This window comes from Pigmentiphaga sp., from assembly GCF_033795525.1.
Lineage (GTDB): Bacteria > Pseudomonadota > Gammaproteobacteria > Burkholderiales > Burkholderiaceae_B > Pigmentiphaga.
In genome coordinates this window covers 70354-92816 of sequence record NZ_JARYGM010000010.1, presented here as the reverse complement: position 1 = coordinate 92816, position 22463 = coordinate 70354, and the positions used below count along the sequence as shown (strand labels likewise).

Genomic DNA, 22463 nt, shown 5'->3' with positions numbered 1-22463 from the left:
CGGGTACCCGCCTTCGCCCTAGGCGGATCACACCATCAATACCGTAGAACCTGTTGTTTTTCGGGCTGCCAGCGACTCGTGCGCCGCGGCCACTTCCTCGAGTTTGAAACGCTGCTCGATACGCGGTTTGATCTTGCCCGCGACCACCAGGTCGAACAGCTCGGAGGCAGCCGCCTGCATTTTTTCCAGCGTATCGACATGGTGCGCGACGGTAGGCCGGGTCACGAACAACGAACCCTTTTGCGCCAGGATGCCGAGGTTGACACCCGAGACCGGGCCCGAGGCATTCCCGAAGCTCACCATCAGGCCGCGTTGCTGCAGGCAATCGAGGGAAGTTTCCCAGGTGTCCTTGCCGACGCCGTCATAAACCACGGGCACCTTCTTGCCCTTGGTCAGTTCACGCACCCGCTCGACGACGTTTTCCTTCGTGTAGTCGATGACTCGCCAGGCGCCGTTGGCCTTGGCCAGCGCGGCTTTTTCGGGAGACGAAACCGTGCCGATCAGCTTGACGCCGAGAGCCCTGGCCCACTGGCAGGCGATCAGCCCCACCCCCCCGGCGGCGGCATGGAACAGAATGGTTTCGTGCCCTTGCAGGCGATAGGTCTGCCGGAACAGGTATTGCACCGTCAGCCCTTTGAGCATGATGGCGGCGGCATCCTCGAAGCTGATGCCGTCCGGAAGTTTGACCACCTGGAAGGCCGGCATGTTCCGCAGTTCGGCGTAGGCCCCCAGTGGGCTCTGTCCGTAGGCCACGCGGTCCCCGACTTTCAGGTGCTTGACCCGGGGCCCCACCGCGTCGACCACTCCGGCGGCCTCGAAGCCCAGCACGGCGGGAAGCGAGGCGGGATACAGGCCGGTACGGAAATAGATGTCGATGAAGTTCAGGCCGACCGCATATTGCCGGATCCGCACTTCGCCGGGTCCCGGCGGGGGCACCTCGACATCCACCAACTTGAGCACTTCCGGGCCGCCGTACTGCTCGATGCGGATCGCCTTGGACATCTGGATCTCCTAGATGAGGAACGTACATGCCGCATTCTAATCGCGCATACAATCTCGCGGAGAATATCGGCCGCCCCGGGGCATCCCGCGCTGCCCAACCCGCAAGGTACGCCTGTGAAGACCGATCCGCGCTTTCCCAACCTCTTCATCCTCGACCATCCGCTGATCCAGCACAAGCTGACGCACATGCGGGACAAGAACACCTCCACCCGGACGTTCCGCCTGCTGCTCAGGGAGATCTCGCAGCTCATGGGCTACGAGGTCACGCGCAATTTGCCGCTGGAACTGCGGCCGATCGAAACCCCCATGACCCGGATGGACGCGCCCGTCATCGCCGGCAAGAAGCTGGCCGTGGTCCCGGTGTTGCGCGCCGGCAGCGGCATGGCCGACGGCCTGCTCGACCTGGTGCCCTCCGCGCGGGTCGGCCATATCGGCCTGTACCGCGACGACCAGCACCGGCCCGTCGAGTACCTGGTGCGGCTGCCCGAAATCGAGGGACGCACCTTCATCCTGTGCGATCCCATGATAGGCACGGGCTATTCCGCGGCCCATGCGGTCGAAGTGCTGAAAAAACGCGGGGTGCCGGCCTCCAACATTATCTTCGTCGCATTGGTGGCCTCGCCGGAAGGCATGCGCGTCTACTGCGACCATCACCCCGACGTGCCCATGTTCCTGGCCGCGCTGGACGACTACCTGGACGACCACGCTTATATCGTGCCGGGCCTCGGGGACGCCGGCGACCGGCTTTTCGGCACCAAGAACTGACGCCCCCTGCCGCGCCGCGGGCAAGCTACCAGGCAGCCGGGTCCGCATCGCCCTGCCCCGGCCCTGACGCCGCCACCAGCGCCGCCAGTACACCGGCGGTTTCAGCATCGAGCATGCCGTCGTAACGCCGGGGCCGGTAATGCATCTGGAAAGCGGCCAGCACCGCCTGCGTCTCACGGTCGGCAACGCCGGTCCGCGGCGCGGCGTACCCGACACGCGCCAGTTGGCGCTGGACCCAGGCGGTATCCGGCAGGCCCTGCGACTCGAAACGGGCGCGCAGGGCCTGGGCCACCGACTCGTCATACCAGCGACCGACGCCCGCCTGCGCCAGTTCCCGCCACGGAAACAACGGGCCCGGATCCTGTTTGCGCAACGGTGCAATGTCGCTATGCCCGACGATGTTCTCCGGCGCTATGCCATGCCGCTGCGCAATGTCGCGCACCAGGGCCGTCACGGCCCCGATCTGGGCCGGCTTATAGGGCTGCCAGGCGGCGCTACCGTCGGCCGCGGTGCCTACCGGGCCGGGATTGACGATCTCGATGCCGATGGAACTGCGATTGAGCCAGGTATAGCCCTGCCATTGACTCTCGCCCGCATGCCAGGCCGCGCGATCCTCATCCACCAGCCGGTAGACCCGAGGCGGATCGTCGTCGGTCACCAGGTAGTGGCTGCTGACCTCCCCCTGGCTCAGCAGGCTGAGCGCCCGGGGTGAGTCGGATACCGTGTAATGCAGCACGATAAACCGGACCCGGCTGCCCTGGCTGCGCGCCGTGATCGAGCTGTCGATGTCCAGCCCGCCCGGCCCCGGCCGTACCGATCCGCACCCCTGGACCAGCAGCAGGATGGCAACGCCTATCAAGGATGCGGAACGGGCGAAACGCATGGGACGGGACTCCTTTCTCCTGTGGCTCGGGGCTGCCCGGCACCACGTCAGTGCGCGCCTCCCGCGTCGACCGGGGCGCCGGAGCCGGGCTTGCCCGGCCGCGCGAACCAGACCATGGCGATCAACGCCAGGAAGATCACGGCCGACCCATAGAAAATATCGACCGCCGACATGGTCAACGCCTGGCCGTTGATCAAGTTGTCGACCGACGCAAGCGCCTGCTCCGGCGCCATGCCGGCGCCCTGCATGGCCGACATGGCCTGCGACGCCGGCGCACTGCCGGCCGTGATGTGCTCGGTCAGGTGGGCGTGGTGCATGGCCGCCCGATTCTCCCACATTGTCGTAGAGATGGAAGTGCCGAAGGCTCCGGCGGTAATGCGCAGGAAATTCGACAGGCCCGACGCGCTGGCGATCTTGTCGGGAGGCAGCCCCGCCAGGGTCAGCGACACCAGCGGCACGAAGAATGCGGCCATGCCGGCGCCTTGCAGCACCGTGGGCTCGAGCAGCGTCACGATGTCGGCCTGGGGCGTGAAGTCCGAGCGCATGAAACTGACCGCGGCGAACACGACGAAAGCGACCGTCACCAGCACGCGCGGGTCGGCCCGCGTCATCATGCGGCCGATAACGGGCGTCAGCACGATCGCCAGCAAGCCGATAGGCGCGGTGACCAGCCCGGCGTCGGTGGCGGTATATCCCATCTGTGTCTGCAACCACAAGGGCAGCAGCACGACATTGCCGAAGAAGACCGCATAGGCCACCGACAGGGTCAACGCGCCCACCGTGAAATTGCGTCCGGCGAACAGCCTCAGGTCCACCACCGGATGCTTGTCGGTCAGCTCCCAGATGACGAATAACACGACGCCCACGACGGCCACCACGGCCAGCGCGACGATGGTGCCGCTGGCGAACCAGTCGAGCTCCTTGCCCTTATCCAGCATGATCTGCAATGCCGCGATCCAGACGACCAGCAGGACCAGTCCCACCGTGTCGATGGGCAACTTGCGGATCGGCGACTCCCGCTTGTGGTAGATACTCCAGCTGACCCACGCCGATACCAGCCCGACGGGAATATTGATGTAGAAGATCCAGGGCCAGGAGTAGTTGTCCGAAATCCAGCCGCCAAGCAGGGGCCCGGCCACGGGCGCGACCAGGGTCGTCATGGACCAGAGGGCAAGCGCCATCCCGGATTTTTCCCTGGGGTAGCTGCCCAGCATGAGCGCCTGCGACAGCGGGATCATGGGTCCGGCCACCAGGCCTTGCAACACGCGGAAAGCGATCAACGACTGCAGGTTCGGCGCCAGTCCGCACAGCCATGACGCCAGGATGAACAAGAGCACCGATGCGACGAACAGCCGTACCTGCCCGAAGCGCATGGTCAGCCAGCCCGTCAGGGGCAAGGCAATGGCGTTGGCCACCGCAAACGACGTGATGACCCAGGTGCCCTGGCTGGTGCTGACGCCCAGGTCGCCCGATATCGCGGGCAGCGACACATTGGCGATCGAAGTATCCAGCACGTTCATGAAGACGGCGGCCGACAGTGCCACCGTGCCCAGCAGCCGCTGTCCGCCCGCCAGTGGCGGGTAGGAGGCCTGCGGAGCGGCCGGCGCGGGCCCGGCGGACGGTCCGCCCGCGGAAGAAGAAGCGGCGTTCGTCATGAAGACTCCGTCGGTGCGATCTCAGAGCGTGCCGGCGCCGGGGCGCACGGCGGCCACTTCTCGGCCCACGGCGGCCGGGGCCGTACTGGAAATATGCTGCGGCGCCGCCTTGGCGACGGCCGGCTTCGCTTCCGGCGCGTGCCCACCGAGGTTCTGGGCAATGGTGGCGGCGACGAGCGCATCGGCATCTTCGCTGGCATGGTCCATGACCGTCGTCGAGTAGGCCGGCGCAGTACGGCCGGCTTCAGCCAGCACCGGGCCGTCGGTGGCGGAAACGTCCACCGAGACGTTCATCGAGAGGCCGACGCGCAGGGGATGCGCCTCGACTTCCTTGGGATCGAGCGCGATCCGCACCGGCACCCGCTGCACCACCTTGATCCAGTTGCCGGTAGCGTTCTGCGCCGGCAACAGCGCGAACGCGCTGCCGGTGCCTGCGCCCAGGCCGGCGACCTTGCCGTGATATTCGACCGTGGACCCGTAGAGGTCGGCCTCGAGCGTCACAGGTTGTCCAATCCGCATGCGGCCGAGCTGCACTTCCTTGAAGTTGGCATCCACCCACACCTGGTTCAGCGGCACGATGGTCATCAACGAAGCGCCGGGCGCCACGCGCTGGCCGACCTGCACACTGCGCTTGGCCACGTATCCGGTCACCGGCGCAGGCAGCGTCGTGCGCGACAGACTGATATAGGCCTCCCGCACCTTGGCCGCGGCCTGCAGCACATTGGGATGCTGTTCCACGCTGGTGCCGTCGGTCAGCGCCGTATTGGTGGCGAGCTGTTCGCGGGCGGCCGCCAGCGCTGCCTGCGCGGAAGCCAGTGCCGCCTTCGCGTTGCTGACCGCCGTCTGCGCATGCAGCAATTCTTCGCCGCTCACCGCACCCGAGGCCGCCAGGTTCTGGCGCCGGTTGGCATCGTTCTGCGCCTTGGCCAGGTCGGCCTTCGCCCGCTCGACTTCCGCCTTGCGCACCGAAATGTTGGCGCTCAAGGCCCCATTGTTGGCATAGAGCGTACGCACCTGCCGCACCGTCTGGGCCAACGCGGCCTGGGCGTGATCGAGCGCGACCTGAGCGTCGGCCTTGTCGAGCAGGACCAGGGGATCGCCGGCCTTGACGTAGTCGGTGTCGTCGGCATGAATGGCCACGACCGTGCTGGCGATCTGCGGCGTGATCTGTACCAGGTTGCCCTGTACGTAAGCGTCGTCGGTATGCTCGTAGTGGCGTGCCACCAGGGCCCACCATGCGCCATAGCCCACGGCGGCCACGGCGAAGACGGCGGCCGCGCCCAGCAGCAGCCGCTTGCGGGAATTGCTCGAAGTATCTTGTACGGTTTCCATTTGTGTTTTCCTTGCTCCGCACGCGTGGCGCGGCATAGCCCTTCAACTCGTCGATGTCTTATTGGCCCGTTGCGGCCACGGCCTCGCCCGGGGCGGGCGGCAGCTCCGAACCGCCACCCAGCACCTTGGCCAGCGCAACGTCCAAGGTCAGCGCGCGGGCCTTCAAATCGGCGTCCAGCCTGGCCTGCTCCAGTACCGCGCTCTGCGCGGCGAGCACGCTCAGGTAGTTGCCCAGCCCCGCGCGATAACGTTCGACGGCGAGGTCATAGGCATGCTCGATCGCCTCCTTGGCCTGGCGCTGCTCATTGCGCTCGCGGCCCAGTGCCCGTATCGAAGCCAGGGTATCGGCCACCTCGTTCACCGCATGCAACACGGTCTGGTTGTAGGAAGCAATGGCCAGGTCCGCGTCCGCGGCCGTACCCTTCAGATTCGCGTTGAGCCGCCCGCCCTCGAAAATGGGCAGCGTGATGGCGGGACCGACGCCGACGATCTGGCTGCCCGACTTGAACAGGTTGGAGAGTCCGAGCGCCGACGTGCCGACGAAGCCCGCCAGGTTGATGTTGGGATAGAACATGGCCTTGGCGGCATCGATATGGCGCAGCGCCGACTCGACGCGCCACCGGGCCGCAACGATGTCGGCACGGCGGCCCAGCAGCGACAGCGGCACATTCGCCGGCACCGCGGTCTCTGGCGATGCCAGCGCCACGGGCTGGATGGCTGCGCCGCGCTCAGGGCCGGCACCCGCCAGCGCAGCGATCTCGTTGCGCTGCAGGGCGATGGCTTCATCCACCTGCGCCAGCTGAGTACGGGCCTGCGCCAATGCCGACTCGGCCTGTTTGACTTCGACCTGGGTATCGAGCCCCGAGGCGTAGCGCTGGCGCGTCAATGTGCCGACTCGCCCGCGTTGCGCAATGGCCGCCTGCAGCACGTCTCGCTGGGCGAACAGGCGCTGGAGGTTGAAGTATGCCGAGCCGACCGAACTGGCCAGGATACCGACGGCGGCCTGGTTTTCGGCTTGAGCGGCACGGCTTTCAGACACGGCGGCCTTCAGCAGCGAGCCATTCTTGTTCCAGAAATCGAGCTCATAGCCGACGTTCACAGCCAGGCGCGCGTCGGTGCGGACCCCGCCCGCCAACGGCGCCGGAATGGCGCCGTGTTCGGTGTAGCGTTGCCGCGTCGCGCTGAACGTTCCGTCGACCTGCGGCAGTCCGTCGGCCCGCGCGGCGCCGACGGCCGCCTCGGCCCTCGCCAGGCGCGCCTGCGCCACGACGACGGACGGGCTGCCGGCAATCGCCTCGTCGATCAAGGCGTCCAACTGGGGATCGCCATAACGGTGCCACCATTGCTGCACCGGCCATTGCACATCGGCCTGTTCCGCGGCCAACGAACTTCCATCGAGCAGCCGGGCCTGGGGAGCGGCCTCCCGGTCCATGCTGGCGCACGCCGCCAACGCGGCCACCAGGGGAACTAACAAGAGCTTTCTCATAAACCTTACGATTTGCTGAATTTAATTGCCCAGGCTATTACTGCTTAGGCAGCTATATGGTTAAAAAACAGCCGGGCGCGCACCCGCGCGACCTACCCGGGGGACGAACCGTTAGCGATCATGCGCCGTAGCAAGGCCTTCAATTGCTGCACCTCCTCGTCGGAAAACCCGCGCGTATGCTGATCGACCGCATGGCGCAACCGCTGGGGGATCTGCTCGGTGGCACGGATGCCTTCCTCGGTCAACTCCAGCTTGATGACCCGGCGGTCTTCCGCGCTGCGCACCCGGCGGATCAAGCCCTTGGATTCGAGCCGGTCCAGCATGCGCGTCATTGCGCCGGTATCCGAACAGGCCGAGCGGGCCAGTTCCGCGGCGGTGTCGCCTCGCCCCATGGCAAGCAGCATGAGTGGCCCCCACTGCATCGCGGTCAGGTCGAGCGCAGTCATCTCCGCATCGACGGCCCGTTGCAGTGAGTTGTGGGCCTGCTTGATCAGGTAGCCCAGGCTGTCGCCAGGATCGTAGCGGCCGGCGGAAGCCGGCGGCGACCGGTCGCGAGAAGAAACGGAATCTGCCATGCGGTGATTATTGCTGCATGGGCAATGATTGTCAATGCAGTAACAGACGGCCCCAGCGATCTGCGGATCTGCAAATCAGCGGCGACGCTTGCCCAGCAGGGAACCAAGCAGGCCCCGCGTCAGGTCGCGCGCAAGCTGGGTACCCATGGACCGTACGGCGCTGCGGGCGGCCGATTCAAGAACGCCCTCGCGCCTTCCGCCGCGGGGCCCGGTCGAGCCGAACAACACGTCGCGCAGCCCGCCGATCAGCCCGTCGTCGTCGGCTTTTGCCGGCTTGGCCTCCTGTTCCGCGGGCGAGGCCGCGGCGGACTGCTCGCCCCCGGCTGCCCGGCTGGTCAGCATCTCGTAGGCCGACTCCCGGTCGACGGTTTTCTCGTATACGCCCGCTACCAGCGAGGACTGGCGCAGCGCCTGGCGTTCGGCATCGGTAGCCGGGCCGATGCGGCTGCCCGGCGCGACGACGTAGACGCGCTCGGTCATGCCCGGCCGGCCCTTCTCGTCCAGCAGCGACACCAACGCCTCGCCCACCCCCAATTCCGTGATCGCGGCGGTGACATCGAGCGCGGGATTGGGCCGCATCGTCTCGGCGGCCGACTTCACCGCCTTCTGGTCACGCGGGGTGAAGGCACGCAGGGCATGCTGCACGCGATTGCCCAGCTGGCCCAGTACCGCCTCCGGAATATCGAGCGGATTCTGGGTGCAGAAATACACCCCCACTGCCTTGGAACGGATCAGCCTCACCACCTGCTCGATCTTGTCCAGCAGCGCCTTGGGCGCGTCGTCGAACAAGAGGTGGGCTTCGTCGAAAAAGAAGACGAACTTCGGCTTGTCGGTATCCCCCGCCTCGGGCAGGTGCTCGAACAGCGTCGACAGCATCCACAACAGGAACGTCGCATAAAGCGTAGGCGACTGCATCAACTTGTCGGCGGCCAGGATATTGACCACGCCCCGGCCCTGCCCGTCGGTCTGCATGAGATCGTCGATGTTCAGCATGGGCTCGCCGAAGAAGCGGTCGCCCCCCTGCTCCTCCAGGGCCAGCAGCCCCCGTTGAATGGCCCCTACCGAGGCAGGCGAGACGTTGCCATAGCGGGTCTTGAACTGGGCGGCGTTATCGCCCACGTATTGCAGCATGGCCCTCAGGTCTTTCAGGTCGAGCAACAGCAAGCCGTTGTCGTCGGCGATGCGGAACACCATGGTCAGCACGCCGGCCTGGGTATCGTTGAGATTGAGCATCCGGCCCAGCAACAACGGCCCCATGTCCGAGACCGTGGCGCGCACGGGGTGCCCTTGCTCGCCAAAGACGTCCCACAGCGTGACGGGCGCGCCGCCCCAGACCGGCTGGTCCAGCCCGAGCGACTCCAGCCGCGCCGTCAGCTTGGGCGTCGCCACGCCGGCTTGCGAAATCCCGGTCAGGTCGCCTTTGACGTCGGCCATGAACACCGGGACGCCCAGGCGGGAAAACGATTCAGCCATCACCTGGAGCGTCACGGTCTTGCCGGTACCGGTCGCCCCCGTGATGCAGCCATGGCGGTTGGCCATGCCCGGCAGCAGGAAGAGATCGGTGTTTGCGTTCTTGGCGAGAAGGATGGGGTCGACCATGGCGGTTCCGTTATGCAGGGGCAGAAGGATGGGATAGCCGGGGATTCTGTGCGCAAGGCCGCGGCTTGTCAAAACCGCGGCCGCGGGCGGCGCCTCCTGCATGATGCTCGGCTGTGGTATCGGCAGCAAGAGGACATTCCCCGGCGCCCCCGCCTTGCCGGTCAAGCTAAAATGGACACCTCACCGTTACAACACAAGCGATTTCCATGGCCGGACATAGTAAATGGGCCAATATCCAGCACCGCAAAGGGCGTCAGGACGCCAAGCGCGGCAAGCTGTGGACCAAACTGATACGTGAAGTCACCGTGGCGGCCCGCGCGGGCGGGCCCGATCCCGAAACCAACCCTCGCCTGCGCCTGGCATGGGACAAGGCCACTGACGCCAACATGCCCAAGGACACCATCCAGCGCGCCATCGCGCGGGGCACCGGCGGCGCCGACGGCGACAACTACGAGGAAGTCCGCTACGAAGGCTACGGCGTGGGCGGGGCGGCCGTCATCGTCGACTGCATGACCGACAACCGCACGCGCACGGTGGCCGAAGTGCGCCATGCATTCTCCAAGCATGGCGGAAACCTGGGCCAGGAAGGCTCGGTGGCTTTCATGTTCAAGCACTGCGGCCAGTTCCTGTTCGCGCCCGGCACCTCGGAAGACAAGGTCATGGAGCTCGCGCTCGAGGCCGGCGCGGAAGACGTCATCACCGACGACGAAGGCGTGATCGAGGTTATCAGCGCCCCGGCCGACTATGCCGCGGTCAAGCAGGCCTTCGACAAGGGCGGGCTGAAGGCGGAAATGGACGGCATCGTGATGAAGGCACTCAACGAAACCGCCCTGACCGGAGAGGACGCGGAAAAAATGCAAAAGCTGCTGGACGCGCTCGAATCCCTGGACGATGTCCAGGAGGTCTACACCACCGCGGTCATGGACGAGCAGTGACCATGAAACTTCTCGTCATCGGCTCCGGCGGCCGCGAACACGCCCTGGCCTGGCAACTGGCCAAATCGCCCAAGACCCAGAAGGTCTACGTGGCGCCCGGCAACGGCGGCACGGCGCTGACCCCGCACTTGCAGAACGTTCCCATTACCGATCCGGCACAGCTGGCGGACTTCGTCGAAAAAGAAGGCATAGGACTGACCGTGGTCGGGCCCGAGGCGCCGCTCGCGGCCGGCGTGGTCGACATTTTCCGCGCGCGGGGCCTGAAGATCTTCGGCCCCACCAAGGCCGCCGCGCAGCTCGAAAGCTCCAAGGACTTCGCCAAGGCCTTCATGGTCAGGCACGGCATTCCCACCGCCAAGTACCAGACCTTTACCGACCCGGCCCAGGCACACGCCTATCTCGACCAGCAAGGCGCGCCCATCGTGGTCAAGGCCGACGGCCTGGCCGCGGGCAAGGGCGTCGTAGTGGCCGCCACGCTGGAAGAGGCGCATGCCGCCGTCGATGCGATGCTGGGGGACGGCAAGCTCGGACAGGCCGGCGCCCGCGTCGTGATCGAAGAGTTCCTGGAAGGCGAAGAAGCCAGCTTCATCGTGCTGTGCGATGGCCGGCACGTCCTGCCCCTGGCCACCAGCCAGGACCACAAGCGGCTCCAGGACAACGACCAAGGGCCCAACACCGGCGGCATGGGCGCGTATTCGCCCGCGCCGGTCGTCACGCCCGAGCTTCACGGCCGCATCATGCGCGAGGTGATCTGGCCCACCATCCAGGGCATGGCCAAGGACGGCATTCCGTTCACCGGCTTCCTGTACGCGGGGCTGATGATAAGCGCGCAGGGCATCAAGGTGCTGGAGTTCAATTGCCGCATGGGCGATCCGGAAACGCAGCCCATCATGATGCGCGTCAAGAGCGATCTGCTCGAAGTCTTCGAGCACGCGGTGGCGGGCACGCTCGACCAGGCGAACATCAACTGGGACCGCCGCACCGCATTGGGCGTGGTCATGGCGGCCCACAACTATCCCGGCACGCCGCGCACCGGCGACGTCATCAGCGGCCTGCCGGCCGAGACGCCGGACAGCATGGTGTTCCATGCCGGCACGACCCAAAGCGGCGGCGTGGTCAAGACCAGCGGCGGGCGGGTGCTGTGCGTCACCGCGCTGGGCGATTCGGTCAAGCTAGCCCAGCAGCGCGCGTACGACGTACTGCAATCCATACACTTCGACGGTGCGCAATACCGCCGCGACATCGGCTGGCGTGCGATGTCGCGCCGCACGGCCACGACGGAGCCCGGCACGGCATGATCATCGACACCGCGCTGACCCGCGACTATTTCACGGGCCTGCAATCGCGCATCGTCGAGAGCCTCGAGCGCATCGAAGGCCAGCCCTTCCGTTCCGATGCCTGGCAACGCGCCGAGGGCGGTGGCGGCATTTCGCGCTTGATCGAAAACGGGCGGGTATTCGAACGCGGCGGCGTGCTGTTCAGCCACGTGACCGGCGCCACCCTGCCGCCCTCGGCCAGCGCCCACCGGCCCGAGCTGGTCGGAAGGCCGTGGGAAGCCATGGGCGTATCCCTCGTGCTGCACCCCCGCAATCCGTACGTGCCGACCGTGCACATGAACGTGCGGGTCTTCATCGCCAAATCCGTCCACCTCTCGGACGCCGACGACGTGTTCTGGTTCGGCGGAGGCATGGATTTGACGCCCTACTATCCGTTCGAGGAAGACGCGGTCCATTTCCACCGCACTTGCAAGACAGCGCTGGACCCTAGCGGTACCGACCTCTACCCGCGCTTCAAGAAGTGGTGCGACGACTACTTCTACCTCAAGCACCGCAAGGAAGCCCGGGGGCTCGGGGGCATCTTCTTCGATGACTTCAACGAAGGCGGCTTCGACCACGCGTTCGCCGCCGCCCGCTCCGTGGGCGACCACTTCCTCGAAGCCTACCTCCCCATCGTCCAGCGCCGGCTACCGTTGGCCTATGGCGAGCGCGAGCGCGATTTCCAGGCCTATCGCCGCGGGCGCTACGTCGAATTCAACCTGGTGTTCGATCGCGGTACCCTGTTCGGCCTGCAATCGGGCGGGCGCACCGAGTCCATCCTGATGTCCATGCCGCCGCATGCCCAATGGCGCTACGACTGGCATCCCGAGCCCGGTTCGCCCGAGGCCCGCCTCTACGAACTGCTGCCGCCACGGGAATGGATTTGACTTCGCCCATCTCTCGCATCGGATTGCTGGGAGGAAGCTTCGATCCCATCCACGAGGCCCACTTGGCCCTGGCCCGGACCGCGCTTGCCCATCTGGCTGCCGACTCGGTCCAGCTCATCCCCGCAGCCGCGCCGTGGCAACGCCAACCGCTGGCGGCCACTGCCGACCAGCGGGCCGAAATGGTGGCGCTGGCTATCGCCGGCCAGCCCGGCCTGGCCCTGAACCGTATCGAGATCGACCGCGGCGGCCCGAGCTACACTATCGACACCTTGCGTGCGCTCACGGCCGGCATGGGCACGCCGCTTGCTAGCCCCGTGCGATACGTCTGGATACTCGGGGCAGATCAATTGGCCAATTTCTGTACCTGGAAAGACTGGCAAGACATCGTTGCGCTGGCCGATCTCGCAGTGGCCAGCCGACCCGGCGCCGAGCCCGGCCCGAGCGCCGAACTGCATGCCGCACTCGCCACGCACGGGCGCACCCTGCACAGGCTGCCCATGCCGGAAATGGAGATATCGAGCTCCGCCATCCGGCAGCGACTCGCCCGGGGCGAACCGGTCGACGGCCTCGTCCCCCCCGCCGTGCTGCAATACATCAGGCAGCATCGCCTGTATCAGGTCTAAACATGGACATACGCAAACTACAACGCGCCGTCGTCGATGCCCTCGAGGACGTCAAAGCACAAAACATCACCGTACTGAACACCACGCACTTGACGAGCCTGTTCGACCGTGTCGTCATCGCCAGCGGCACGTCGAACCGGCAGACCCGCGCACTGGCCTCCAGTGTCTGCGAAAAGGTCAAGGCCCTGGGAGGCGAGGTCGTTGCCACCGAAGGCGAAGAGACCGGCGAGTGGGTGCTGGTGGACCTGGGCGACATCGTCGTCCACATCATGCAGCCGGCCATCCGCGACTACTACAACCTCGAAGAAGTGTGGGGCGGCAAGCCGGTGCGCATGAAGCTTGCGTCGCCACCCGCTCGCTAAGGCGCACTCGCAACTGTGATACAGGCGGACCGGCGAAGCCCGATCCGCCGCCCCTGATGGGCATGGGAACTCGATGAAACTCGTAATCGTTGCGGTGGGCCACCGGATGCCGGGGTGGGTGGATGAGGCGTTCGCCGACTACGCCAAGCGCCTGCCTCCCGATTGCCCCATCGAACTGCGGGAAGTCCGTCCGGAGCCTCGCACGACGGGCAAGACGGCCGCCCAGATGCAGGCGCTGGAGGCCAAGCGCATCGAAGCCGCGTTACCGGCGGGCGGACGCTGGATCGCCCTGGACGAACGCGGGCGCGACCTCACCACAGTGGAGCTGTCCCGTCAGCTGCAGCAATGGCGCGATCATGGACAGGACGTCGGCCTGATCATAGGCGGACCCGATGGACTCGATCCGGAGCTGAAGCGCCGGTGCGCGGGGATGCTGCGTCTATCCAGCCTGACCTTGCCTCATGGCATGGTCCGCGTGCTGCTAGCCGAACAACTGTATCGAAGCTGGTCTATCCTGGCGAACCACCCCTACCATAGGGGAGGTTAGCGTCGGTCCGGCCGCCGCACGCGCCAGGGTCACCCCGGAGCGAATAATGACTGCCATTTACCTTGCCTCTCGAAGCCCGCGCCGGACGGAGTTGCTGGCCCAGCTGGGCGTCGAGCACGACGTGCTGCTGGCCCCTCCGGCCGCGGGACCGGACGAGCCCCAGTTGCCGGGCGAGCCCGCGGCCGACTATGTGCGCCGCACGGCACGCGAGAAAGCGCTGCTGGGCGCCGAGACCATGCGGCTGCGGCATATGCCCGAACGCCCCCTCCTGGCTGCGGACACCACGGTCATCCTCGATGGAGACGTGCTGGGCAAACCCGTCGACCGGGCCGACGCGGTACGCATCCTGCAGCGGCTGTCCGGATCGACCCACGTGGTTCACACGGCGCTCGCCGTGGTGAGCCGAGGCGTCCTGCACGAGGACGAGTCGATCACCCAGGTTCAGTTTCGCGAATTGACGCCGCGCGACATCGAGCGCTATTGCGATACCGGCGAGCCCTACGACAAGGCCGGCGCATACGGCATACAGGGACTGGGGGGCATTTTCGTGCGGCACATCTCCGGCAGCTTCACCGGCGTCATGGGACTGCCGCTGTACGAGACGGCCCGTCTCCTTGCGTGCGCCGGCATCGTGCTGCCTTGAGCGCCTATACGCCTATCGCGCCTTCGGCATGCGGCGGCACCCGTGCCGCCCCCCGGCGTGCACCGCCCGCAGCCGAGTCGCGGTAAGCTGCGCATAGTCGCGCAATGCTCACCGGCAGGTTCCATGACCGAAGACATCCTCATCAACGTTTCTCCGTACGAAACCCGGGTTGCCGTCATCCAGCAAGGTGCCGTGCAGGAACTCCACATCGAGCGCACCTCGCAGAAGGGCTACGTCGGAAACATCTACCTGGGCCGGGTCGCCCGCGTCCTGCCCGGCATGCAGAGCGCCTTCATCGACATCGGCCTGGGGCGCGCGGCCTTCCTGCACATCGCCGACATCCGCGAGAGCCGGCAGGAGCGCGCACACGGAGGGCACCCCGCCACCCCGATCGAGAAATTGCTGTTCGAGGGCCAGACCTTGATGGTGCAAGTCATCAAGGATCCCATCGGGACCAAGGGAGCGCGACTGTCCACGCAGATCAGCGTCGCGGGGCGCATGCTGGTGTACCTGCCCTACGACCCGCACATCGGCATCTCCCAGCGTATCGAGTCCGAGGCCGAACGCACGCAATTGCGCGACCGCGTCCAGCGGCTGGTTCCGGAGGACGAAAAAGGCGGCTACATCGTCCGCACGCAGGCCGAAGATGCAAGCGACGAAGAGCTCGCGGCCGACATCGCCTACCTGCGCAAGCTCTGGGCCATCATGCAGCAGCAGGCGCGGACCAAGGGTGCGCCGTGGCTGCTGCACGAAGACCTCAACCTGGAACAGCGCGTATTGCGCGACGTAGTCAGTGCCGAAACCGCCTCCATCCAGATCGACTCGCGCAGCAGCTTCACCCGGCTGCTTGCATGGGCCCGGGAGTTCACCCCGTCGGTCATCGACAAACTGGTTCACTACAACGGGGAACGACCGCTCTTCGATCTGTACAACGTCGACGATGAAATCAATCGCGCGCTCTCGCGGCGCGTCGAACTCAAGTCGGGCGGCTACCTCATCATCGACCAGACAGAGGCGCTCACGACCATAGACGTCAACACCGGCGGTTTCGTCGGTGGACGCAACTTCGACGACACGATTTTCAAGACCAACCTGGAAGCGGCCCAGGCCATCGCCCGCCAGCTGCGCTTACGCAACCTCGGCGGCATCGTCATTCTCGATTTCATCGACATGGAGAATCCCGAGCACCGGGAAGCGGTGCTGGCCGAGCTGCGCAAGGCCCTCGCGCGCGATCGCACCCGCATCACGCTGAACGGTTTCACGCAACTGGGCCTGGTCGAAATGACGCGCAAGCGGACCCGTGAATCGCTCAGCCACGTCCTGTGCGAATCCTGCCCCACCTGCCAGGGGCGCGGCCAGGTCAAGACGGCGCGCACGCTGTGCTACGAAATCCTGCGCGAAATCCTGCGCGAAGCGCGCCAGTTCAATCCCAAGGAATTCCGGATCCTGGCATCCCAGGCGGTCGTGGACTTGTTCCTCGAAGAAGAAAGCCAGAACCTTGCCGCCCTGGGCGACTTCATCGGCAAACCCATCTCGCTGCAGGTAGAAGGGATCTACAGCCAGGAACAGTACGACATTATCCTGATCTGATATCCGGCCGCACCCGGCAAGCGCCGCCGCACACCGGGAAGGCCCCAGCCCGTTCCGGCACCCCGCCGTTCAGACACGGGCGCAAAGCACCACGCCGTCCAATTGCGCACGGGCCGCGAAGCCGCCGTGCTTATGGCCCATCGCGGCGCAAGCCATGTAGAGCGCATGCCGCCAGTCGTCACCGGCGCTGCGGTGGACGAAGAACTCCCGGGCGCACAGGTCGCCGCGAACCAGCTCCTTACGCAGCCACTCGGCCATGCGCTGCTCGAGGATGCGGTCCGATTTGCTCGAGGATACCGAAATGGAAACGCGCGCGTACGACCTGACGTTCCGCAGCATCCGCGCGCGCAGCCGCCCTGCTGGAAACTCCATTGAACGTGCAACCATTTGCACCTCACCGAAAGCTACATCCTAGTTGCTCCAGGGCTCCTGGAGAGCGGCTGTTTGCGATCGTTTATCGTAGGAAGATTCTTGCCCTCGCCCCAGACCGCGGGGCACGCGGCTTGCTGCGATATGGTCCTCTTTCAAGGAGACCGACATGGCAACCCACCCACCAGGACCTGCCCGCAGCGAGCCCATCGACGATAAGCTCAAGGACACGAATAACTCCACCCCCACGCCTGCCGTCCCCCGCGACGAACCCGACATGAGCGAAACCGACCGTGACCAGACAGATGTGGAATATCACCGCCAACTGGGCCACGGCAAGCGCTCTCGCGCCGAGGACGATCCCAATGCCGGCAGCGGACAACCCTGACTATTCGTGAGGCCGTCCAACGGGCCCAGGCGTCCCGCACGGCCGGGCCCGGCCCACCGAACCAGCCGGATGCGGGCCTCGTCAGCGGCCTACTTCCTTCTTTTGCGCTCCACCCAGTAGACAACCGCCAGGGCGCCAAGCGCCCAAATCAGCAGGATTGCTATTAACAAGACCGCCCCCCTCGTTGGCCCAAGCGACGAAATTTAACGACGGGCGGCGCGCCAGCAGCGCAAACAATCCTCAATATCCCGGGACGGGAGCTCATCGCCCCGGGCGGGCGTGTTGCCCATGCGAGGTACCATCGCCCGGAAGAGAGCCGATGCCAACGGCTTTCTTTACACGCCGCTCGGCTCGCGCAGGAGGAACCATGCGAGAGCCGGCGGCACGCCTTTGTTCGAACAGGGAGACTCAGATGGAAGACACTTCTCTGGCTGCGCAAGCACTCGTCCACGCCTCGGTCAACAGAGCGGTACTGCGCGCACTGATCGATGGGCTGCAAGCAGACGATCCGCGCCTATGGCAGATCGCCGCGGCGCTCGAACGTGAGTCGACCGGGGCCGCGGAACTGCTCCCCGAGGGGCTGCCAAAGGAAGCGCATGCCTTGTGCCGGCAATTGCTGGACGACTGGGCGGCCTACGCGCGGCGGCGTGCCGCGGGAGCCCGCCCGTCCGATTGATGGGACAGAAACGGTTCGAAGCCGCAGAACGCGGCGTCCGCTCAATTTTTGAGGTCGTCGGGAACCTTGCCGCCGTTCTCGGCCAGCTTCTGCATCACTTGCTTGTGCAGCCAGATGTTCATGGAAGCGGAATCGTTCATATCGCCGCCATAATTCAGCTCGGTCGCAAGTTGCTTGCGCGCCGCCAGGCTGCTGTCCAGCCCGAGCAGCTTCATCAGGTCGACGATGGAGGTCTTCCAGTTCAGTTTCTCGGGATGCTTGGACGCCATCTCGTTCAGGACAGCCGCGACATCCACCGCCGGCATGGCGGCGGGCGGTGTTCCTGCGGGGGCTCCCGCCGGCGCTGCCGGGGTGGCCGCGGGCGATGCGGCGTCGGCAACGGCGGGATGGCTGGACGGAAAAATCTTGTTGAGAATCGTCTTGAAAATGCTCATACCTTCCCCCTCGTCGTTACGGTTGCAGGCACATGCCTGCGCCGATTGTAACGGGGACGGGCAGGACAGCCGCCCCGGGTGTGTAACGGGATGAACTTTCTACAGAAACATCGGGCAGCCTAGAGCTTGAACCAGCGGTCGTGCTCGATTTCGTCGGCAATCCGGATCTCGGCTTCGTCCAGGCATTCTTCCTCGGATTGCGCCGCGATGCCCCGCAGCGACAGCGTCGGGCCGAGCAACAGGCGCTTGCCCTCGCTTTGCTCGTAAATCTTGCAGTTGGCGTCCCACAGGCCCGGGCCGCGCTGGTGAGGGTCGATTTCCACCTCCAGCACGCGGGAAGTACGATTCGGGCAATACTGGAAAGAGAACATGGCAGGCCCCCGCTCCGTCTGTTCGAGGCCCCAATATAGCGCCAGACGCACAGAATGGCCTCCTGCAGTGCAGCATGGACAGGCGCGCTGCCGCGCCGGCCTGTCCGCGTGTCAAGATGCCCAGGACACCAGGGACACCAGCAATAGCAGGACCATCCACAGCACCACGGCTCGCCACAACAAGCCCACCGCCGCATGCAGGGTGGAAGCATCCGGGAGCCGGGCCGGCTCGTCGGCAGTCTCGGCCGCTGCAGCGAACTCGCTCGCGGCCGAAGCGGGCTGTACGGGTCCCACCAGGTCGTCGGCCGGTGCAACGGGTGCCGCCGCCGGTTGCCATTTGTGCGGGGCCGGCGCAAGGCGCACGCCCAGCGCACCCGCGGCGCTCTCGACGACCACGCCGCGCTGGGAATCCTCCCAGGCGGCGGCGCGCTGGCGCCATCCGTACAAGGCATCTTCGAAGTTGCCGACGATGGCAAAGCCTATGGCCGTCATCCTGGCGGGAATCCAATCGAGAAGGCGGAAGGCTTCGCGCGCCACGTCGCCGAAGGCGTCAGCCCGCTGCCCCCATTCCTGGCGCGCGATGCCGGCCAGCTTGTAGAGCACGGCGCCCGACGGGCCGGGCAGCAAGGCATACCAGAACAACACCCCGTACACATTGCGGTGCGACGCCACCACGCCTTCCTCGATAGCGGTACGGCACACTTCGGGGACCGTCATGGCGTCGGCCGAGACGCCGGCGCGGGAAGCACCGAGCCACTCCTGCAGATGGCTGCGCGCCAACGCGACGTCACCACGGGCCAGCGCGAACTGGATCTCGGTGAAATGGTGGCTGAACTGGCGAAAGCCCAGCGTGAACCAGAGCACGACGACATGGAACACCAATGCGAAAAACGGATGCACGGCCCAGGCCAGCGAACTGACCAGCCATACGGCGAGACTGGGCACCAGGGCCACCAGCATCCACCCGAGTACGGCATAGCCCCGGCTGCCAGCATCCAGCGCATGGCCCGCCCATCGGCAAATGGCGCGTGCAGCCTCATGGACCGCATTGAAGCGGGGCAAAGGCCTGATTTGTTCAGCGAGAAAGGCAAGAAGAAGTGCGAAGAAGCTCATGAGCGCATTCTAAAGTGCATGACCGTAGTTTCGCATGGTTGGACGGACAGAACTGGCGCGCGCCCTTCCGGCGGCTGGGCTCATGCCCGCAGGAACTGATACAGGTTGCGCAGCATTCCCGCGGTTGCTCCCCATATGAAGAACTGCCTCCACGGCATGGAATAGTAGGTTCGGACCTCGCCGGCCGGCAGCGATGCGCGGTGCAGGCGATGGTTGGCCGGGTCCATCAGGAAGCCTAGCGGTACTTCGAATACCTCGGCCACCTCGAAAGGGTCGGGAACAGGCTGGAAATCGGGCTGCACCAGGCCGACCAGCGGCACGACCCGGAACCCGGTCCCGGTGAAGTAGTCGGGCAGCTGGCCGATGATTTCCACCAGGCTACGCGGCAGGCCGGTCTCTTCCTCGGTTTCGCGCAAGGCGGCGTCCGCTACGGTCGGATCGCTCTGTTCTACGCGCCCTCCCGGGAAGCTGACCTGGCCGGCATGGTCGTGCAGGTGCGCGGTGCGCTGCGTGAGCATGACGTGAATTCCATCGGACCGCATCACGAGCGGTATCAGTACCGAAGCCAGCCGCATGGTCTGGTCGGCGGCACGGGCCGGATTGATGTCTTGTGCGTCGGGCGTCCATGCGGGCGGCGCGGCGAATCGGCTGCGCAAGGCGTCGGGCGTGAGCCGTCCTCCAGGCACGGGCGCCAGCCCTCCCGGATTGGGCACCCAGGGCTGCTCCATCGGGTCGAAGGCCGGCCGCCGCTGGGGCCGGCCTTGCGGCGGTGCAAGGCTCGCCGGCTGGATCTCCTCCGGCGTATCGTCCAGGGAGCCGTCGGCTGGGGAATCGGGACGGCCGGGTGGAATGGGCAATGACATGGGGAAAAGATAAAAAAAGGCGCCCGTACGAGGCGCCTTTGTCTTGCGATACCGCTGGAATCAAGCCTTGGCAGCCGACGTATTGCGTACGAGCTTTTCCTTGATCCGGGCCGACTTGCCCGAACGGGAACGCAAATAGTACAGCTTGGCGCGACGAACGTCGCCACGGCGCTTGACTTCGATCGAAGCGATCGTCGGGGCATACAGCTGGAACGTACGCTCCACGCCTTCGCCGGACGAAATCTTACGAACGATGAACGACGAGTTCAGGCCACGATTGCGCTTGGCGATGACCACGCCTTCGTATGCCTGGACGCGCTTGCGGTTGCCTTCAACCACGTTGACGTTGACCACTACGGTATCGCCGGGAGCGAATTCGGGAATGGTCTTGTTGGCCGTCAAGCGGGCCAGCTCTTCTTGCTCGAGGACTTTGATGAGGTCCATTTTCATCTCCGATAACCATCATGCGAGGCGGTTCTGCTTTTCATGCACCGCCACCAGAGGATGGGGTTAACCCACGGGGCCCATGCCCCACAGGCTTGCTGCGACGCTGCCCGCCGATGCGGTCAGCGCTTGTCCTTCCCTTGCAGGCCGGACAGAAACTTCTCGTCGTCGCGGCTCAACCAGCCCCGCGCGCGCGCCGCCTCGATCAGGTCGGGACGCTTTTTCAGCGTCGCCTCCAGCGACTGCCGGCGCCGCCAACGCTCGATGTTGGCATGGTGGCCTGACAATAGCACGTCGGGCACCGGACGGCCCTCATAGACTTCGGGCCGCGTATAGTGCGGACAATCCAGCAAGCCGGACAGCCGCTCGTTGAACGAATCCTGCACGGCGGACTCGTCATCGTTCAGCACGCCGGGCAGCAGCCTGACCGCCGCGTCCATCATCGCCATCGCAGCGATTTCCCCGCCAGACAATACGAAATCGCCCAGCGACACTTCCTGCGTCACCCAGCGGTCGATGAACCGCTGGTCTATCCCTTCGTAGCGGCCGCACACCAGGATGGCACCGGTTCCGCTCGCGAGCGACTGCGCCTGGGCCTGGTCAAATCGCCGGCCTTGCGGCGACAGCAGAACCACCGGCGCTTCGGGCAGATCGGCATGCATGCGCTGCTCGCGCGCCGCGCATACCGCCTTCTCGAGCGGCTCTATCCGCATCACCATGCCGGGACCGCCGCCATAGGGCCGGTCGTCCACCGTGCGATGCACGTCTACCGTGAAATCACGCGGATTCCACGTATGCAACTGCCACCTGCCCTGCGCATGCGCCCGGCCGGTTACGCCCTGCTGGCTGACAGCCTCGAACATCGGGCCGAACAGCGTAATTACGTCGAACCGCAGCATCCGATCCATGGCCAGGGCCGATACTCCTCAGTTGCCGCTTTGTCATCCGCGCCGCATCGAGGGGAGCGGTCACCCGTACCGGCGAGCCCGGGTCAGAACGTGTCGGGCCAATCGCTCTCGATACGCCGCGCATCGAGGTCCACGCCCTGGATATGGGCCTGCACGAACGGCACCAGCGTTTCGCGCCGCTTGCCCCGGGCGTCGAGCAAGGGCTGCGTCGGCTGGCCCGGCGCCACCGGCTCGACGCACGCCACATGGAGAATGGCGTGGGCACCGTTGTCGCTGACCTCGGATACCGTACCCAGGACGACATCCTGCCCGGCGGCGTCCTTGCCGATCAATTCGCAGCCGATCAGATCCACCCAGTAGAACTCGCCTTCGGCGAGCGGGGGAAACTGGCTGCGCGGCACCAGCACCGCCCATCCTTTCCAGGCTTGCGCCTGCTCCCGGTCGGCTACGCCGGCCCAGGTCGCCGTCACCGCCGCGCCGTGCTTTTTGGCGCTGGCGACTTCGACGCGCCGCATTTCCGTTCCTTTGGCCAGCCACCATGTGCGGGTGCCCAGCAAAGATTCCGATTGCGCCGAATACGGCTGGATCTTGACCCCGCCGCGTAAGCCATAGGCTTGCGCGACATGCCCGACCTCGACCAGATCGGCGGGCGGAGCGGGATCGACTTCCGGAGCGGAGGACGCGGCCGAAACCACGT

The 22463-nt window shown here is 65.8% G+C and carries 25 protein-coding genes and 1 pseudogene; 11 read left to right on the top strand and 15 right to left on the bottom strand.

Annotated features, from left to right (window positions below; genetic code table 11):
* Positions 1–27: 27 nt before the first annotated feature.
* Complete coding sequence (locus QHC78_RS18035; protein ID WP_319747008.1) at positions 28–1002, bottom strand: quinone oxidoreductase family protein; 975 nt, start codon at positions 1000–1002, stop codon at positions 28–30.
* A 114-nt stretch (positions 1003–1116) separates the two neighbouring features.
* Here QHC78_RS18035 and upp point away from each other — a divergent pair, with 114 nt between their 5' ends.
* The gene (gene upp / locus QHC78_RS18030; protein ID WP_319747007.1) at positions 1117–1767 is read left to right on the top strand and encodes a uracil phosphoribosyltransferase; all 651 of its coding nucleotides are present in this window, start codon (positions 1117–1119) and stop codon (positions 1765–1767) included.
* A gap of 25 nt (positions 1768–1792) precedes the next feature.
* Here upp and QHC78_RS18025 read toward each other — a convergent pair whose 3' ends face one another.
* The 6 genes from QHC78_RS18025 to QHC78_RS18000 all read right to left on the bottom strand — a co-directional run bounded on the left by QHC78_RS18025 (position 1793) and on the right by QHC78_RS18000 (position 9297).
* Positions 1793–2650 carry an N-acetylmuramoyl-L-alanine amidase gene (locus QHC78_RS18025; RefSeq protein ID WP_319747006.1) on the bottom strand — a complete coding sequence of 286 codons (858 nt, stop codon included), beginning with the start codon at positions 2648–2650 and terminating at the stop codon, positions 1793–1795.
* Between the two features lie 47 nt (positions 2651–2697).
* A complete protein-coding gene (locus QHC78_RS18020; RefSeq protein ID WP_319747004.1) occupies positions 2698–4305 on the bottom strand; it encodes a DHA2 family efflux MFS transporter permease subunit in 1608 nt (535 codons plus the stop codon).
* Positions 4306–4326: 21 nt separating this feature from the next.
* Positions 4327–5637 (bottom strand): HlyD family secretion protein, encoded by a 1311-nt coding sequence (locus QHC78_RS18015; protein ID WP_319747003.1) that lies wholly within the window; start codon positions 5635–5637, stop codon positions 4327–4329.
* Between the two features lie 58 nt (positions 5638–5695).
* Entirely contained in the window at positions 5696–7111 is a 1416-nt protein-coding gene (locus QHC78_RS18010; protein WP_319747001.1) for an efflux transporter outer membrane subunit, read from the bottom strand.
* Positions 7112–7215: 104 nt separating this feature from the next.
* A complete protein-coding gene (locus QHC78_RS18005; protein WP_319747000.1) occupies positions 7216–7698 on the bottom strand; it encodes a MarR family winged helix-turn-helix transcriptional regulator in 483 nt (160 codons plus the stop codon).
* A 75-nt stretch (positions 7699–7773) separates the two neighbouring features.
* Positions 7774–9297, bottom strand: a complete 1524-nt coding sequence (locus tag QHC78_RS18000; protein WP_319746998.1) for a helicase HerA-like C-terminal domain-containing protein — start codon at positions 9295–9297, stop codon at positions 7774–7776.
* 206 nt (positions 9298–9503) lie between these two features.
* Between QHC78_RS18000 and QHC78_RS17995 the strand changes: the two genes are divergently transcribed.
* From QHC78_RS17995 to rng, 8 genes and pseudogenes are all read left to right on the top strand, one after another.
* Positions 9504–10232: a YebC/PmpR family DNA-binding transcriptional regulator gene (locus QHC78_RS17995; RefSeq protein ID WP_319746996.1), complete on the top strand. Its 729-nt coding sequence runs from the start codon at positions 9504–9506 to the stop codon at positions 10230–10232.
* 2 nt (positions 10233–10234) lie between these two features.
* Positions 10235–11530, top strand: a complete 1296-nt coding sequence (gene purD / locus QHC78_RS17990; protein WP_319746995.1) for a phosphoribosylamine--glycine ligase — start codon at positions 10235–10237, stop codon at positions 11528–11530.
* Positions 11527–12435: an oxygen-dependent coproporphyrinogen oxidase gene (gene hemF / locus QHC78_RS17985; protein WP_319746994.1), complete on the top strand. Its 909-nt coding sequence runs from the start codon at positions 11527–11529 to the stop codon at positions 12433–12435. The genes purD and hemF overlap by 4 nt, the downstream gene beginning before the upstream one ends.
* 8 nt (positions 12436–12443) lie before the next feature.
* Positions 12444–13058: a nicotinate (nicotinamide) nucleotide adenylyltransferase gene (nadD, locus tag QHC78_RS17980; protein WP_319747044.1), complete on the top strand. Its 615-nt coding sequence runs from the start codon at positions 12444–12446 to the stop codon at positions 13056–13058.
* 2 nt (positions 13059–13060) lie between these two features.
* Positions 13061–13414, top strand: a pseudogene (rsfS, locus tag QHC78_RS17975) (ribosome silencing factor); the annotation flags it as partial.
* A 79-nt stretch (positions 13415–13493) separates the two neighbouring features.
* Positions 13494–13967, top strand: a complete 474-nt coding sequence (gene rlmH, locus QHC78_RS17970) for a 23S rRNA (pseudouridine(1915)-N(3))-methyltransferase RlmH (protein ID WP_319746992.1) — start codon at positions 13494–13496, stop codon at positions 13965–13967.
* A gap of 46 nt (positions 13968–14013) precedes the next feature.
* Complete coding sequence (locus tag QHC78_RS17965; RefSeq protein ID WP_319746990.1) at positions 14014–14610, top strand: Maf family protein; 597 nt, start codon at positions 14014–14016, stop codon at positions 14608–14610.
* Between the two features lie 123 nt (positions 14611–14733).
* Entirely contained in the window at positions 14734–16200 is a 1467-nt protein-coding gene (gene rng, locus QHC78_RS17960) for a ribonuclease G (RefSeq protein WP_319746988.1), read from the top strand.
* A 69-nt stretch (positions 16201–16269) separates the two neighbouring features.
* Here the strand turns inward: rng and QHC78_RS17955 are convergent, their stop codons facing one another.
* Positions 16270–16587 carry a hypothetical protein gene (locus tag QHC78_RS17955; protein ID WP_319746987.1) on the bottom strand — a complete coding sequence of 106 codons (318 nt, stop codon included), beginning with the start codon at positions 16585–16587 and terminating at the stop codon, positions 16270–16272.
* Positions 16588–16738: 151 nt separating this feature from the next.
* On the opposite strand from QHC78_RS17955, the gene QHC78_RS17950 reads away from it, so the two are divergent.
* Complete coding sequence (locus tag QHC78_RS17950) at positions 16739–16957, top strand: hypothetical protein (RefSeq protein WP_319746985.1); 219 nt, start codon at positions 16739–16741, stop codon at positions 16955–16957.
* A gap of 412 nt (positions 16958–17369) precedes the next feature.
* Positions 17370–17633, top strand: coding sequence for a hypothetical protein (locus QHC78_RS17945; protein WP_319746983.1), 264 nt, complete (start codon positions 17370–17372; stop codon positions 17631–17633).
* Between the two features lie 41 nt (positions 17634–17674).
* Here QHC78_RS17945 and QHC78_RS17940 read toward each other — a convergent pair whose 3' ends face one another.
* From QHC78_RS17940 to rimM, 7 genes are all read right to left on the bottom strand, one after another.
* Positions 17675–18067 carry a DUF3597 domain-containing protein gene (locus QHC78_RS17940; RefSeq protein WP_319746981.1) on the bottom strand — a complete coding sequence of 131 codons (393 nt, stop codon included), beginning with the start codon at positions 18065–18067 and terminating at the stop codon, positions 17675–17677.
* A gap of 119 nt (positions 18068–18186) precedes the next feature.
* The gene (locus QHC78_RS17935; RefSeq protein WP_319746979.1) at positions 18187–18438 is read right to left on the bottom strand and encodes a hypothetical protein; all 252 of its coding nucleotides are present in this window, start codon (positions 18436–18438) and stop codon (positions 18187–18189) included.
* Positions 18439–18549: 111 nt separating this feature from the next.
* On the bottom strand, positions 18550–19551 hold the full coding sequence (locus QHC78_RS17930) for a CobD/CbiB family protein (RefSeq protein ID WP_319746977.1): 1002 nt from the start codon (positions 19549–19551) through the stop codon (positions 18550–18552).
* Between the two features lie 80 nt (positions 19552–19631).
* Positions 19632–20279, bottom strand: a complete 648-nt coding sequence (locus QHC78_RS17925; RefSeq protein WP_319747042.1) for a CoA pyrophosphatase — start codon at positions 20277–20279, stop codon at positions 19632–19634.
* A gap of 195 nt (positions 20280–20474) precedes the next feature.
* Positions 20475–20858 (bottom strand): 50S ribosomal protein L19, encoded by a 384-nt coding sequence (gene rplS, locus QHC78_RS17920; RefSeq protein ID WP_319746975.1) that lies wholly within the window; start codon positions 20856–20858, stop codon positions 20475–20477.
* A 122-nt stretch (positions 20859–20980) separates the two neighbouring features.
* Complete coding sequence (gene trmD / locus QHC78_RS17915; RefSeq protein WP_319747039.1) at positions 20981–21754, bottom strand: tRNA (guanosine(37)-N1)-methyltransferase TrmD; 774 nt, start codon at positions 21752–21754, stop codon at positions 20981–20983.
* Between the two features lie 95 nt (positions 21755–21849).
* Positions 21850–22461, bottom strand: coding sequence for a ribosome maturation factor RimM (rimM, locus tag QHC78_RS17910; protein WP_319746973.1), 612 nt, complete (start codon positions 22459–22461; stop codon positions 21850–21852).
* Positions 22462–22463 lie beyond the last annotated feature (2 nt).